The 12997-nt window shown below is 62.6% G+C and carries 9 protein-coding genes; 6 read left to right on the top strand and 3 right to left on the bottom strand.

All coding sequences use genetic code 11. From position 1 onward, the window contains the following. Nucleotides 1-35: 35 nt before the first annotated feature. From QQL76_RS13960 to QQL76_RS13970, 3 genes are all read left to right on the top strand, one after another. Nucleotides 36-1280: an OmpP1/FadL family transporter gene (locus QQL76_RS13960; RefSeq protein ID WP_499208138.1), complete on the top strand. Its 1245-nt coding sequence runs from the start codon at nt 36-38 to the stop codon at nt 1278-1280. Between the two features lie 266 nt (nt 1281-1546). After that, entirely contained in the window at nt 1547-3271 is a 1725-nt protein-coding gene (gene ilvD / locus QQL76_RS13965) for a dihydroxy-acid dehydratase (protein WP_499208139.1), read from the top strand. A 34-nt stretch (nt 3272-3305) separates the two neighbouring features. Then, a complete protein-coding gene (locus tag QQL76_RS13970; RefSeq protein ID WP_499208385.1) occupies nt 3306-4070 on the top strand; it encodes a tetratricopeptide repeat protein in 765 nt (254 codons plus the stop codon). Between the two features lie 376 nt (nt 4071-4446). Here the strand turns inward: QQL76_RS13970 and xth are convergent, their stop codons facing one another. From xth to erpA, 3 genes are read right to left on the bottom strand one after another with little or no spacing between them, the layout of a single operon-like run. Further along, nucleotides 4447-5229: an exodeoxyribonuclease III gene (gene xth, locus QQL76_RS13975; RefSeq protein ID WP_126010524.1), complete on the bottom strand. Its 783-nt coding sequence runs from the start codon at nt 5227-5229 to the stop codon at nt 4447-4449. Next, nucleotides 5226-5522 (bottom strand): hypothetical protein, encoded by a 297-nt coding sequence (locus tag QQL76_RS13980; protein ID WP_499208399.1) that lies wholly within the window; start codon nt 5520-5522, stop codon nt 5226-5228. Before QQL76_RS13980 ends, xth begins: the two co-directional genes overlap by 4 nt. Next, nucleotides 5494-5835 carry an iron-sulfur cluster insertion protein ErpA gene (gene erpA / locus QQL76_RS13985; protein WP_126010523.1) on the bottom strand — a complete coding sequence of 114 codons (342 nt, stop codon included), beginning with the start codon at nt 5833-5835 and terminating at the stop codon, nt 5494-5496. The genes QQL76_RS13980 and erpA overlap by 29 nt, the downstream gene beginning before the upstream one ends. Nucleotides 5836-5978: 143 nt before the next feature. Here erpA and QQL76_RS13990 point away from each other — a divergent pair, with 143 nt between their 5' ends. From QQL76_RS13990 to QQL76_RS14000, 3 genes are all read left to right on the top strand, one after another. Beyond that, nucleotides 5979-7187 (top strand): deoxyguanosinetriphosphate triphosphohydrolase family protein, encoded by a 1209-nt coding sequence (locus QQL76_RS13990; protein WP_499208140.1) that lies wholly within the window; start codon nt 5979-5981, stop codon nt 7185-7187. An 84-nt stretch (nt 7188-7271) separates the two neighbouring features. Then, entirely contained in the window at nt 7272-9026 is a 1755-nt protein-coding gene (argS, locus tag QQL76_RS13995) for an arginine--tRNA ligase (protein ID WP_499208141.1), read from the top strand. 65 nt (nt 9027-9091) lie between these two features. Continuing rightward, nucleotides 9092-12967, top strand: coding sequence for an SPOR domain-containing protein (locus QQL76_RS14000; RefSeq protein WP_499208142.1), 3876 nt, complete (start codon nt 9092-9094; stop codon nt 12965-12967). Nucleotides 12968-12997: the final 30 nt, after the last annotated feature.

Below are 12997 nucleotides of genomic sequence, written 5' to 3' on the forward strand. Positions count from 1 at the left end.
CGCTCGTTGACTAGACTGATCGGGGAGGGGTTACCATGAAGCGTGCACTACTTATTTCGACGGCTCTTGGCGTCGCATTGTCCGCCAGCCAGGCTTTCGCCGGCGGCCTGGAACGCGGCGGCTACAACATCGATCTCCTGTTCGATCCGAGCGACTACGCAGCCGACGCCAGCGTGACCTACGTCATGCCGAAGCGCGAACTCGACAATGTTAGGGACGTCAACCCGGCAAACGGCGTTGGCTCGAACGGTATCGGTGGCGGTCAGTCTAGCGGCGTTCGTGATACGGAAAGCTATTTCGTCCCGCGCGTCGGCTTCAAGGCCGGTTTCGCCGAAGCGGCAGACTGCCTCGTGCAGTATTCGCAGCCTTGGGGTGCCCATTCCAATCCGGGTGCTGACTGGGTCGGCGCGAACTCGAACATCGAGACCAAGATCGACAGCCACAGCGCCGACTTTACTTGTTCCTATCGCTTCGCGGTCGGTCCTGGCCAGTTCCGCATCATCGGCGGTGGCTACTACCAGGAAGTCGAAGGCTTCAAGGAGCGTCTCGTCGCTCCGGTTCCGCTGCTCGCACCGGGTGCCGGCACCGGCGTCGGTCGCCTGGATCTCGAAGGCAATGGCTGGGGCTACCGCGTCGGCGCCGCCTATGAAATGCCTGAGATCGCCCTTCGCGCGAGCCTCGTCTATAACTCCGAAGTCGATCTCGGCGACGTTACCGGTACACTCGATCTGCGTCAGATCCCTGGTGCCATCAATCCGGCAAACCCGTTCCTGGGCGGTGTAACGGACGTGTTCGGCACGGCCACCATGCCCCAGAGCGTCGAGCTCAAGGTACAATCGGGCATCGCGCCAGGCTGGCTCGCTTTTGGTAGTGTGAAGTGGGTCGACTGGAGCGTTCTTCAGACGCTGCCCTTCTGCCCCACCGCCTTTAGCGCGGTTCCCTGCACCGCAGGTGGCCCGACGGAAGCGACCTCGCTGGAACTCCTCTACCAGGATGGCTGGACGGTGTCGGCTGGTATCGGTCACAAGTTCTCCGAGACGATCAGCGGCGCTGCGTCGCTCACCTGGGATCGTGGCACGGCAACGACGCTCGGCACCCAGACTGACACGTGGACGGTGTCCGGCGGCCTGTCCTACACGCCAAGCGAGATGGTGGAACTGCGCTTCGGCGGCGCGCTGGGCGTGCTGACCTCCGGATCGTCTATCGATGAGGATGTCGCCTACGATTTCGGCAATGATTTCGTCGGTGCGATCCAGGCTGGCGCCCGCATCCGGTTCTGATACGACCTTCAAGTGTTGACTGCGAAACCCGGCGCATGCGCCGGGTTTTTTTGTGCTTTGCTCTAAGTCTGTTGCACGCTGCTACTCTCACTTTGTTGCGATGTGGCGCTTTGGTCACAGTCGTGAGCAGACAAGTTTGCTAACCATTCCTCGGGCATGATCTGCCCCCGTGCCGCCACAAACCGGCGGCAGTTGGAGGGGGCTCGAAGGGGGACCGCGATGATCGCGGAGTTCGAGCGAGAGAGAGTGCCGGGGTCGGGTCATTCATGGACGTCAAGTCGTTCGACAAATCGAAACTTCCGAGCCGTCATACGACGGTGGGTCCGGCGCGGGCTCCGCACCGGTCGTATCTTTACGCCATGGGTCTTTCGGCTGAAGAGATCAACCAGCCACTCGTCGGCGTCGCCAGCTGCTGGAACGAGGCAGCGCCGTGCAACATCTCGCTGATGCGCCAGGCGCAGGTTGTGAAGAAGGGCGTTGCCGCCGCCCGGGGTACCCCGCGAGAATTCTGTACCATCACCGTCACCGATGGCATCGCCATGGGCCACCAAGGCATGAAGGCGTCGCTGGTTTCCCGTGACGTCATCGCCGACAGCGTCGAGTTGACGATGCGCGGCCATTGCTACGATGCCATCGTCGGTCTTGCCGGTTGTGACAAGTCGCTGCCCGGTATGATGATGGCGATGGTCCGTCTCAACGTGCCCTCGATCTTCATTTATGGCGGGTCGATCCTTCCTGGCTCGTTCCGCGGACGCCAGATCACCGTTCAGGACGTCTTCGAAGCCGTGGGCCAGCACTCCGTTGGCGCCATGTCGGACGAAGACCTGCTCGAGATCGAACAGGTCGCCTGTCCCTCAGCCGGTTCCTGCGGCGCGCAGTTCACGGCCAATACGATGGCAACCGTCGCCGAGGCGATCGGTCTGGCGCTGCCCTATAGCTGTGGTGCACCGGCGCCATACGAAATCCGCGACCGCTTCTGCTACGCTTCCGGCGAGAAGGTGATGGAACTCATCGCCCGTAACATCCGTCCGCGCGACATCGTCACGAAGAAGGCGCTGGAGAATGCGGCAGCCGTGGTCGCCGCCACGGGCGGGTCCACCAACGCCGCATTGCATCTGCCAGCCATTGCGCATGAATGCGGCATCGAGTTCGATCTCTTCGACGTCGCCGAGATCTTCCGCAAGACGCCCTATATCGCCGATCTGAAGCCCGGCGGGCGCTATGTGGCCAAGGACATGTTCGAGGCCGGCGGCATCCCGCTCCTGATGAAGACCATGCTCGAGCACGGCTATCTTCATGGCGATTGCATGACCGTGACAGGCCGCACTATCGCCGAAAACATGGACTATGTCCGCTGGAATGAGCAGCAGGATGTCGTTCGCCCAGCCGATAAGCCCATTACGGCAACGGGCGGTGTCGTGGGGCTACGGGGCAACCTCGCGCCGGAAGGCGCGATTGTTAAGGTTGCCGGCATGACGAACCAGAAATTCTTGGGACCCGCCCGCTGCTTCGACAGCGAGGAAGCCTGCTTCGAGGCCGTCAGCCAGCGCGCCTATAACGAGGGCGACGTGATCGTCATTCGCTACGAGGGTCCGAAAGGCGGCCCGGGCATGCGTGAGATGCTGGCGACGACCGCGGCGATCTATGGCCAGGGCATGGGCGACAAGGTCGCTCTGATCACCGACGGCCGTTTTTCCGGCGCGACCCGCGGCTTCTGCATCGGCCATGTCGGACCGGAAGCGGCCGAAGGTGGTCCGATCGGCCTGCTGCGCGATGGCGACATCATCGAGATCGATGCGATCGCCGGCACGCTGAACGTCCAACTGACGGACGAGGAACTGAAGGCCCGCGCTGCGGATTGGAGCCCTCGGGAAACGGACTACGCCTCGGGCGTGCTATGGAAATACGCGCAGACGGTCGGATCGGCACGCTATGGCGCTGTGACCCATCCGGGCGGCGCCAAAGAAAAACACTGCTATGCGGATATTTGAAACCATGCTGCGTCGGTCGCGCCTTTGTCGGTTGATGGGTTTTGTCGCGAGCGTCGCGACGGTCTGCATCGCGGCGACTCCGTCGCGTGCTTTCGACCCCGACGCCGGCGTGACGCGTGAATCCGGTCCGTTCGATCTCTTCCGCTTCGGCTTTTCCGCCTACAAGAACGGCGACAAGGACGACGCCGTCGAAGCGTATCGCTACGCGGCCGAAAAGGGCCATCCCGGTGCCCGTTGGGCGCTCGCCAACATGTATGCCTATGGCGATGGCGTGGAAGAAAACGACTACGAAGCCTTCAAGATCTATAACGAGATCGCAAGGCAGGGCGTCGAGCCCGGGTCGGAAGATCTCGGCTACTTCGTCAACGCCCTCATGTCGCTTGCCGGCTACTACAAGCGCGGCATTCCGGGCAGCCCGGTGGCCGTCGATATGGTGCAGGCGCGCCAGCTTTATTTCCACGCTGCTTCGGCATTCGGCCTCGCAGACGCGCAATTCGAGCTCGCTCGGCTGATGATGGATGGCTTGGGCGGCGACGACGATGTCCACCAGGCGAAGAAATGGTTGAACCGCGCCGCTCAGGCTGGCCACGCGGGCGCGACCGCTTTGCTCGGTCATCAGCTCTTCACCGAAGGGCAGGTCGTCCGTGGCCTGGCTTACATGACGAGTGGGCTGGAACGGGCAAGCGACGCCGAAAAGATTTGGATCCGCACGCTGCAGGAGCAGGCGTTTTCGATCGCAGACGAAAACGATCGTCGCACTGCGATCGCACTGGCCCAGGATCTTATAGCCCGCCAGTAGCCACTGAGTGGCTCTTGATCAGCACGAGCCAGGCTGGCGGAGCCACGACGTGTTGTTGAGCTTCATGCCGCACTGCACGTTGTAGCGCTCTCCATTGACCTCTAGGCAGATCGTGTCGCCCTGAGCCACACGCTCACCCTGATGCCGGCATCGCCCGCCACGGACTATCGCAGGGTCGTCTCCGCGGTCCTGGCCTTCACCCATCGCGCTTTGGCTGGGCCATTCCCGAGCCGGCTCCTGCGCGGCTGACCCGGTTGCCATCAGTGCCGATAGTAGAAGAACTCGTCCCAGTGTTTGCATTGCGACACCTCCCGCGCTCCCATCCACAGGATGCGCCGGGTTCGCCCGACAAGCAATGTCGCCGAGCTGCAGGTGTTCAGAACGCCAGAACGGCCGCTGCGGGCACGTGGTCCGAAGGCTTTTCCCAACTGCGCACCTGCCGGTCGATGTCGGCGGATACCAGCTTTGAGGCAGCTTCCGGCGACAGCAGCAGATGGTCGATGCGGATGCCGTTGTTCTTCTGCCAGGCGCCTGCCTGGTAGTCCCAGAAGGTGTAGAGGCCCGGCGCATCGCTGACCGCGCGGATTGCGTCGGTCATGCCCAGATTTTCAAGCATGCGGTAGGCGTTGCGCGTCTCGGGCTGGAAGAGAGCATCGCCGAGCCACGCATCCGCATTGTAGCAGTCATAGGGCTCTGGAATGACGTTGTAGTCGCCGGCGATCACGATCGGCTCCTCGAGCGCGAGCCGCCCCTCCAGCCAGATGTGAAGCCGCTTCATCCAGGCGAGCTTGTAGGGGAATTTCGGCGTGTCGATCGGATTTCCGTTGGGCAGATAGATGCAAGCGACCCGCACGACGCCGGAGGCGGTGGAAAAGACGGCTTCCATGAAACGCGCGTGGTCGTCCTCGTCGTCACCCGGAAGACCGCGAAGCACTTCGTCGGGCGAGGTGCGCGACAGGATGGCCACACCGTTGAAGCCCTTCTGGCCGTGAGTCTCCACATGGAAGCCGAGCGTCTCGATCTCCAGTCTCGGGAAGTTCTCGTCGACGGATTTGATCTCCTGAAGGCAGATCACGTCCGCATCCGTCTCCTTCAGCCAGGTGAGAAGATTGTCGAGCCGCGCCTTGATTCCATTGATGTTCCAGGTGACGATTTTCATGCCGATGATCTCGCTCGGGTGGAAAGGCGCCGCGAGGCGACGATCGAAGAAATGGCGGCCGTCACCACGGGAAGGAGAACGAGGCTGACGCCGAATGCGAGCAGGGATAGATCATGTGGCTCGTCCGTCAAGGCATGGCGCAGTTCCGTGCCGATGATCACCAGCAACCCCGCTGAGATCATGGTGCCGAGGACGAAACGCCGCGCGAGCATCCCGGCCGAATAGCTGGCCAGCGCCGGCGGCTGAAACCGGCGCCTCAGCCGTTCAGATCGAGAAGCTGGTGCCGCAGCCACAGGACGCGATCGCGTTCGGATTGCGGATCTGGAAGCTCTGGCCCATCAGGTCATCGACAAAATCGATCTCCGAGCCGGCCATGTAGACGAGTGACATGGAATCGATCAGCACTTTGCCGCTCTCGCCGCCAAGAACCAGGTCGTCGTCCTGTTGGTCGTCCACCAGATCGAACTTGTAGGAAAAGCCCGAGCAGCCGCCACCTTCGACCGAGACGCGCAGAGCCGTTTTGGACGGCTCGGCCGCAACGATCTCCGCAACGCGCCGGGCGGCAGCCTCCGACAATGTCACTTTCTGGATATCTTGGATGGTCATGGTCACTCCGTCGACAGGGCCGCGCGAGAGGCAGCATAAATTCCTGTAACTATATATCTATAGGTATGAAGCGGGCGAGGGGGCGTCAATGGCGCTTGTCCCCCTGCTTCAAACGTGGATGCGGCTTCAAGGGATGGGCGGAGATGCTGGACAAGAGCCTTCTGGGCTACGGATTTTGCGAGCGGGCACCTTATGCGGCAGATCCTGCGGGCACGCGCGGCCGACTGGTTCCCGAAGAGCAAAGCCGCACGCGCTCCGATTTCCAGCGGGACCGCGACCGCATCATCCATTCCACCGCCTTCAGGCGGCTTGCGCACAAGACGCAGGTTTTCGTGGCGCTTGAAGGCGACCACTACCGCACGCGCCTCACACACACGATGGAAGTGGCCCAGATCGCCCGTGGTCTCGCCCGGGCGCTGCGGCTTGACGAGGATCTCGCAGAGGCCGTCGCACTCGTGCATGATTTTGGCCATACGCCCTTTGGCCACACGGGCGAGGATGTGCTCGACGAGGTGCTGGGTCACTGTGGCGGCTTCGACCACAATGCGCAGTCGCTGCGCATCGTCACCGCGCTGGAGCGCCGCTACGCGAATTTCGATGGCCTGAACCTGACCTGGGAGACGCTTGACGGCCTGGTCAAGCACAATGGGCCCATGGTGGGCCCGCATTCGAACGGGAAACCGGTGCCGAAGCCGATCCTAGATTTCGACGCCCGCCTCGATCTGGAACTCGACAGTTTCGCAAGTCTGGAAGCACAGGTGGCGGCGATCGCGGACGATATCGCCTACAACACCCACGACATCGATGACGGCCTGCGCGCCGGCCTGCTGACACTGGAGATGCTGGACGAGGTGCCTTTCCTGGCCGAGATGCTCGCATCGATGCGGGCGCAGCACCCGAAGCTCGAGGCCGACCGTATCGCCCATGAGATCATGCGCCGGCAGATCACCTCCATGGTCGAAGACGTCATTACCGTCGCTCAAACCCGCATCACGGAAGTCAATCCGCAATCGTCCGGCGATGTCCGCGCCGCGGGCCAGGCGTTCGCAGTTTTCTCTGATGAAATGGCCGCGACAGATAAGGCTTTGAAGCGCTTCCTGTTCGCCAACCTCTATCGCCATCCGGACGTCATGCGGGTCCGCAAGGCGGCGGCGAAGGTGCTGCATGATTTGTTCGGCGCCTTGATGGACGATCCGAGCTTGATGAAAGGTCACTTCTGGCAGGATGGTATCGTGGGGGCATCGGGCGACGACAAGGCGCGCCATGTCGCCGACTATCTGGCCGGGATGACGGACACCTACGCGCTGTCGATGCACCGGCGATTGTTTGACCATACGCCTGAATTGCGTTAGCGCAGGCCCGACTTCCCGCTTCCCCGTCGTGACCATGTGCGCGCTCTTCAACGCCGTGAACGACCCGTATTTCGGACTGAGACGATGAATTTGTTCAAAGACTTCGAAGGCCGCATCAAGAACGGGCTTCAAACCCTTGAAGACATTGCAGCTGCCGAAGGTCTGCCGCTTGATCGCATTGCCGTCGAGCCGCCGCGCGACGCGTCCCATGGCGACGTTGCGACCAATGCCGCGCTGGTTCTCGCCAAGCCCCTTGGGTTGAACCCCCGCGCGCTTGCCGAACGTATCGTGCCCGTTCTGGAAGCCGATCCGGATATCGCCGCCGTCTCGGTCGCCGGGCCCGGCTTCATCAACATGAAGCTGTCGCCCGCCTACTGGCAGAAGCTTCTGGCCCATGTCCTGAAGCAGGGAACGGACTTTGGGCGCTCCGAGATCGGCGCTGGCAAGTCCGTCAACGTCGAATATGTCTCCGCCAACCCGACTGGCCCGATGCATGTCGGTCACTGCCGCGGCGCCGTTGTCGGCGATACGCTCGCCAACCTGCTCGGCTTTGCGGGCTATGAGGTCACCAAGGAATATTACATCAACGACGCCGGCGCGCAGATCCAGGTGCTCGCCCGTTCCGCCTATCTTCGTTACCGCGAAGCGCTTGGCGAAACGATCTGCGAAATCCCGTCCGGTCTCTATCCGGGCGACTATCTCGTGCCGGTAGGCGAGGCGCTGAAGGCGGAATTCGGCGATGATCTGAAGCATATGCCGGAAGAGGAATGGCTGCCGATCGTCTCAGATCGCGCGATCGACGCCATGATGGTGATGATCCGCGCCGATCTCGCCCAGCTGAATGTGGTGCACGACGTTTTCTATTCGGAGCGCTCGCTTCATGCCGGGAGTGGCGGCGCGATCCTGTCGGCGATCAACGATCTGACCTTCAAGGGCCACGTCTATAAAGGTACGCTGCCGCCGCCGAAGGGCCAGCTGCCGGAAGACTGGGAAGATCGCGAGCAGACCCTGTTCCGCTCGACTGCTGTCGGCGATGACATTGATAGGCCGCTGGTGAAATCCGACGGAACCTTCACGTATTTTGCCGCTGACGTCGCCTATTTCCGCGACAAGTTCGAGCGCCATTTCGACGAGATGATCTATGTGCTCGGGGCCGACCATGGCGGTTATGTGAAGCGGCTTGAAGCCGTTGCGCGCGCCGTTTCCGAAGGCAAGTCCAAACTGACCGTGCTTTTGTGCCAGCTCGTCAAGCTCTACCGCAATGGCGAGCCCGTACGCATGTCGAAGCGCTCCGGCGATTTCGTGACGCTGCGTGAGGTGGTCGACGAGGTCGGCCGCGACGCCGTGCGCTTCATGATGATCTATCGCAAGAGCAGTGAGCCGCTCGATTTTGATTTCGCCAAGGTCACCGAGCAGTCGAAGGACAACCCGGTGTTCTACGTGCAGTATGCTCATGCCCGCTGCGCCAGCGTGATGCGGCAGGCGGCGGAGGCCTTTCCTGATGCAGCACTCGACGACGCCGCCTTCGCCGAAAATCTCGACCTGTTGACCGACCCGAGCGAATTGCAGCTGATCGGCAAACTCGCCGAATATCCGCGCATGGTGGAAAGCGCCGCCATCGCACAAGAGCCGCACAAGATCGCATTCTATCTCTACGATCTGGCCAGCGAATTCCACGGCCACTGGAACAAGGGGAAGGATTTCCCTGAATTACGCTTTGTTAACGATAAAAATCGAGAATTAAGCTTCGCCAGACTGGGTCTGGTGCGCGCAGTCGCCGCAGTCCTTCGTTCCGGACTGACCTTGACCGGCACTGAAGCACCAGAAGAAATGCGGTAGCAAAGCCACCATTTCCCCACAATAGTCTGGCATCCGAAACTGGTTTTGCGGGCGAGTGAGTGGTTATGGCTGACAATCAAAGGACGCGTTACACGGGTAGAGACGCGCCGTTCCTGTCGGATGGCGATCCTCTCGCGGAGCTTGCACGTATTGCGGGCTTCGACCAGCCCGAGGAGCAAGTGGTCGAACAGCACTCGACTTCGACCGAGGACGCGGATGCATCCGCATTCGACCTCGAAGCCGAACTCATGCGCTCGATCGGCCTCGAAGACGCACCTGAGATCACGCCGGAAGCGGTCGAGGTTCAGCATTCGGAGAGCCATGAGCCTGTCGAGCTGAGAGAAGAGGAAATCCCGGCCTTCCTCAAAGCACGCCCGGCGCCGGCCGAATCGAATGCGCCGCCTGCTGTTGAAAACACTCCGCCCGTCCTCGTCGAAGAGCCAGTCATGGCCTCGGCTGCCGACGAAGCCTTGCCGGACCAGTTTGAGCTTGCTGACGCATCACTGATGGCCGAACCGTCCGTACCGGAAGTCGATCGTCAGTCAGCCGCCAACGCTGAACTTGCCATCGATCAGCGCCTGGAAGCTGTTGGCGAAAGCGCGCCTGCTGGCGAGACCGATGACGCTGTTGCGGCAGAGGCAGAACGCGAGGCGGGCCCGTCCGCGCTGATCCATCTCTTGGAAGAAGCAACCGTTGAAGCGGAATTTGGCGGGGTCGAGGAGTTCGATGCCCCTGAGTTCGATGCCACTGAGGAGGCGCAACTCAGCGACGAAATCCTGCGTTCGTTCGACGAGGACCTCGAAACGGCTTCGTTCGATGAGCCGGCCGTCGAGGCTTGGGAGCCGGCCACGGCGTCAAGCCCGCTACCGGCTTTGGCCGCCTACGCTCAACCGGCCGACACCAGTGCCTTGACCGATTTTTCGGCTCTCGACACTTCGGATGACGACGCCGTCTGGCGCGAGATGGTGCAATACGCGCTTCCCGGAAACGAAGCGCAGGCCGTCGCAGCCGCTCCTGCGGTGATGGCGCCTGAGCATGGTGAGCCTGAACATGCTGAGCCTGAGCATTCGGATGCCGAGATCGTAGCCGAAGAAGCCCCGTTCGAGCTTGTCGAGGCGGAGCCGGTCGCGGTCGCCGCGGTTCCCGCTTCCCTTGTCGACGACGGTCATTGGGACATCGCAGACGAGCTTGAGGCCGCATTTGCCGACTACGGCTCGCCAAAGGCCGCGCCGATCGCCGAGCCGGCCGCCGAAGTAACGATCCCTGAGACCGAGGTTGAACCTCTCTCCTCGACGGTTGAGTACTCGGAAGACCTGTCGCATCCCATCGAAGAGGACCTTGCCGAGGCATTTGAAGCTCTTCCGTTCAAGGCCGAAGAGCAAAGCACTGAAGCCTTTGCCGAGCCCGTTGCCCTGGCAGTGGAGGCCTTCGAGCCAGTTGTTGGCGCCGAGGATGCCTATCACGAAAGCTTCGATGAGCCTGCCGTAGCTTTTGCGCCGGAGCCTCAGCCAGAGCCAGAGCCAGAAATCGAGCTCGATTTCTCGGCACTTGAGAATTTCGAGTTCGACGAACCCCAGGACCTGTCCCAGGACGAGCCGGTGTACGAACGGGCCTACGAGGCGCTGTCCTTCACGCCCGAAGCACCTGAAGCTCCGCAACCGGATCCATTCATAGAAGAACTCACGATCACTGATCTGGAGCTCGATGAGCCGGCGCCGGGTGAGAGCGCTGCGGACCACGCATTCGTGGATATCGAGCCCGCGTCATCGATGGATTCGTCGTCGGTCAGCGACGGACAGGACATCAATTTCGATTTCTCGGATTTCGAATTCGAACTGCAGGATGTCGGGCCAGCCGATCCCGTGCCCGCGGAACACGCTGCTGCACCCGAGCCATTGACCGAGGCACCGGTTGCCGAGGACGCTACCTGGCAGGATCAGACGTCTGAATCGATCGTCCAGCCGGCACCGATTGCCGCCGCGGCGGCAGCGGTCGTCGCTGCGCCAACCTTGGCATCGCTTCTCGGTCGGCGGGCGAGCGACCCTGCGCCAGCCCACGTTGAACCTGTGCGGAACGATTATTCCAGCGTGGAATCGCAGCGGAGCGAGCCAGCCCGTCCCGAGCCCACGCGCATCGAGCCCACCCGCATCGAGCCGGCCCGCACCGAGCCGGCACGTCAGGAAGCATTGTCGTTCGAAGCGGCCATTGCCTCGCGGCCGAAGCCCGTCCGACAGGAACCGGTCGCGCCGGCAGTCCTGCCCTTCGAATTTCATGATGTTGCCGACACAAGCGACGTGATCGAGCCGGTTCGTGAAATCGAAGTTCCCGACTTTCCGGAAGACGAAGAGGTTCCCCGAGCAGACACGAGCGACGATTTCGATCTGTCGGGTCTGGAAGCGGAATTCGCTGACATTTTGGCACGCAACGAACCGAGCGACGCTGCCGAACCGTCGACAGCACAAAACAATGCCGCGTCGGCTGTCGTCATTCCGCTGGCAGCCGCAAGACCCGAAGCTGCGCGGCCGCTGCCTGACCAGATCGATTTCACCGACTTCGATTTCGGCCAGGCCACTCGCCCATCCAGTTCTGCTCCCGACCATGACAACGAACGGGATGTCGACGATATCTCGTTCGCTGATCTGGAACGCGGCGAGATCGCTCCGGGCGCGGTTGCTCAAGGAGCGGCTGCTCGGCGTCCTGCGTGGAAAACGGGCGTTGCAGCGCTTGCGATTATCGCGGCTGCAGGTCTTGCCGCCTACGCCTTCATGGGCAGCCCCGGCGGCGGCAGCGGCGAGCCTCGCATCATCGCGGCGAGCGAAGAGCCAATCAAAGTCGCACCCGAAGATCCGGGCGGCCGCACCGTTCCGAACCAGGATCAGGCCGTCTATGGGCAGGTCGATGGCAGCAGCGCCAATGGCGACGACATCAACCTGATTTCCCGTGCCGAAGAACCCGTGGACGTGGTTCAGCGCACGGTCGATCCCAATGTGCTGCCGCTTGAGGGTCGCCCGTTCTCCGGCGGAGCGCCCGAAGACGACATGGACGTGATGGATGAGGATGTGGCGGGCCTCAGCGAAGGCAATCTCGCCATGCGCGGCGCCGTTAGCGACGAGGATCCGCTGGGTGTCGCACCCCGCATGGTTCGCACCTCCGTTGTCCGTGCCGATGGAACGCTCGTTCCTGCCGCGCCGGTCGATCTCTCGGCGGCAGCAGATGTGCCGGTCGTTGGTGAGGATGCGCAACTGCCTGGCGACGAGGCTGCGGGCATTGCCTCGATCAGTGACCAGGCGGCTCTGGACGCTACGCAGCTGATTGCAGCCGCCGACGCGGGCGCAGGTCTTACCGATGGAACGGCTCAGGTGCCGGCTGATCAGGCTGCTGCGGCGTCACCAGCGCCGGGTGTCCCGCTGCCGCAACCTCGCCCCGACGCTGCTTCCGCGCCCGCTGTAGCCAGCGAGCGGCTCCAGGCAGAAGTGCCGCCGGCTTCTGCGGAATCGGTGGCGCCCGTGAGAACGGTTCAGACGACGACCTTCAGCAATCCCGCTCAGCCGACGCCTGGCGACCGGCCGGCCGATCAGCCGGTGACGATCGTCGGTCAGACATCGCCAGCTGCCGGGCAAGCGCCGCAGCCGGCGGCACCCGCCGAGCAGCCTGTGCAAACGGCTGCCGTCGCGCAGTCCGGCGCGCTCGACAATCCGGGCGGCTATGTCGTGCAGATCGCCTCGCAGCCGACGCAGGAATCGGCACAGTCGACCTATAACAGCCTGGCCTCGCGGTACGGCTCGATCATCGGCGGACGGCAGGTTCAGATCCAGGCCGCCGAAATCCCTGATCGCGGAACGTTCTACCGCGTGCGGGTCGCAGGCGGTTCACGCGAAGAGGCTGTGGCACTGTGCGAGCGGTACCAGGCGGCCGGCGGCAGCTGCTTCGTCGCCCGCTGAGGCGAAGGACCTGACAGCAGGCTCTAGGGG

Origin of the sequence: Rhizobium albus (assembly GCA_030160035.1) — a bacterium.
Taxonomy (GTDB): domain Bacteria; phylum Pseudomonadota; class Alphaproteobacteria; order Rhizobiales; family Rhizobiaceae; genus Georhizobium; species Georhizobium albus.

Coding starts and splice junctions, on each gene's coding strand:
- erpA (WP_126010523.1), bottom strand. CDS start 5,835: ATGACCATCCAAGATATCCAGAAAGTGACATTGTCGGAGGCTGCCGCC.
- QQL76_RS13960 (WP_499208138.1), top strand. CDS start 36: ATGAAGCGTGCACTACTTATTTCGACGGCTCTTGGCGTCGCATTGTCC.
- argS (WP_499208141.1), top strand. CDS start 7,272: ATGAATTTGTTCAAAGACTTCGAAGGCCGCATCAAGAACGGGCTTCAA.
- QQL76_RS14000 (WP_499208142.1), top strand. CDS start 9,092: ATGGCTGACAATCAAAGGACGCGTTACACGGGTAGAGACGCGCCGTTC.
- ilvD (WP_499208139.1), top strand. CDS start 1,547: ATGGACGTCAAGTCGTTCGACAAATCGAAACTTCCGAGCCGTCATACG.
- QQL76_RS13990 (WP_499208140.1), top strand. CDS start 5,979: ATGCTGGACAAGAGCCTTCTGGGCTACGGATTTTGCGAGCGGGCACCT.
- xth (WP_126010524.1), bottom strand. CDS start 5,229: ATGAAAATCGTCACCTGGAACATCAATGGAATCAAGGCGCGGCTCGAC.
- QQL76_RS13970 (WP_499208385.1), top strand. CDS start 3,306: ATGGGTTTTGTCGCGAGCGTCGCGACGGTCTGCATCGCGGCGACTCCG.